At 60.5% G+C, this 1,500-nt stretch carries 2 protein-coding genes; one reads left to right on the top strand and one right to left on the bottom strand.

The genetic code is table 11. The annotated features are described in order from the left end of the window. A partial coding sequence (locus tag DBR24_RS11800; RefSeq protein WP_146189023.1) for an AbrB family transcriptional regulator occupies positions 1-568 on the top strand: 568 nt, incomplete at its 5' end. 125 nt (positions 569-693) lie between these two features. On the opposite strand, the gene ung is transcribed toward DBR24_RS11800, so the two are convergent. Next, on the bottom strand, positions 694-1,386 hold the full coding sequence (gene ung / locus DBR24_RS11795; protein WP_128614833.1) for a uracil-DNA glycosylase: 693 nt from the start codon (positions 1,384-1,386) through the stop codon (positions 694-696). Positions 1,387-1,500 lie beyond the last annotated feature (114 nt).

The following is a 1,500-nucleotide window of genomic DNA, read 5'->3' as shown; positions in this document are numbered from 1 at the left end:
GTGTGTGCCGGCCGCGTTCAAGTACCTGCTCGGCGATGGCACGCCGATCGCTCACGCCGGCAGCGTCGACTGGCGCTGGCTGGCGATTCTGTTCCCGGCAGGCGCCCTGCTCGCGTGGCTCTGGCAACGTCTGCGTCAACCCAACCCGTGGCTGTTCGGGCCGTTGCTGGTGAGTGCGGCGGTGAGTATTGGCTGGGACCTGCACATCGGTTTGCCCAATGGCGGCAGTCAGATTGGCCAGTGGCTGATCGGCAGCGGTCTGGGTTGCCACTTCAACCGGCAGTTCTTCCGCCGTGCACCGTCGTTCATGGGCCGTACCTTGATCGGCACGGCACTGACCATGTTGATCGCCACGTTGGCCGCATTGGGCTTGAGTGCGCTGACCCACCTGGATCTGCGCTCGCTGACCCTGGGCATGATGCCCGGCGGCATTGCCGAAATGAGCCTGACGGCGGAAACCCTGCAATTGTCGGTGCCGCTGGTGACGGCGATGCAGGTGATGCGGCTGTTGTTTGTGCTGTTTCTGGCGGAGCCGTTGTTCAAGTATTGGAACCGTAATCCCGAGTAGCACCGAGTCGACTTCATCGCTGGCAAGCCCGCTCCCACAGGTTCTTGTGGCTGCCACAGACTATGTGCCCCCCCAAAAAACCTGTGGGAGCTGGCTTGCCAGCGATGGGGCCCTTCAGACCGCCATCAGATCGGAGGAAGCCGCCACTCGATCGGCGTCTCGCCATTCTGCTCAAGAAACTTGTTGGTCCGGCTGAAGTGCCCGCAGCCCAGGAAGCCACGATACGCCGACAACGGCGACGGATGCACCGACGTCAGTACCAGATGTTTGGTTGCATCAATCAGCTTCTGCTTGCTCTGCGCATGGGCGCCCCAGAGCATGAACACCAGATGCGGCTGGCGCTCGCTGACCAGTTCAATGATCCGGTCGGTGAAAAACTGCCAGCCCCTGTCCTTGTGCGCATTGGCGTTGGCACGCTCGACGGTCATGGTGGTATTGAGCATCAACACGCCCTGATCGGCCCAGCTCTGCAGGTAACCGTGGTTGGGGATGTCGATGTTCAGGTCGCGTTTCAACTCTTTATAGATGTTGACCAGCGACGGTGGCGCCGGCACGCCCGGTTGCACCGAGAAGCACAAGCCGTGGGCCTGACCCGGGCCGTGATACGGGTCCTGGCCGAGGATCACCACTTTGACTTTATCCAGCGGCGTCGAATTCAGCGCATTGAAAATCAGCGGTCCCGGCGGATAGATCTCCTTGCCGGCCGCCCGCTCCTGCTGCAGAAAGTTGCGCAACTCTGCCATGTAAGGCTGGTCGAATTCAGCACGCAGTGCCTCCTTCCAGCTCGGTTCGAGTTTGATACGGTCGTCAGCAGTCATGGTCATACCCGGCAAAAACAATGGGGCGAACCCTAGGAAAGCCGACCACGCTTGTCAATTGATCTGACGCAGATCCGGCACTTTCCCACACAACGATCATACTGATCGTTCAAA

The sequence above is a fragment of the Pseudomonas sp. HMWF006 genome (assembly GCF_003061205.1).
GTDB lineage: Bacteria > Pseudomonadota > Gammaproteobacteria > Pseudomonadales > Pseudomonadaceae > Aquipseudomonas > Aquipseudomonas monsensis.
The sequence above is the reverse complement of the archived record's forward strand: the minus strand, read 5'-3'. Positions and strand labels throughout refer to the sequence as shown.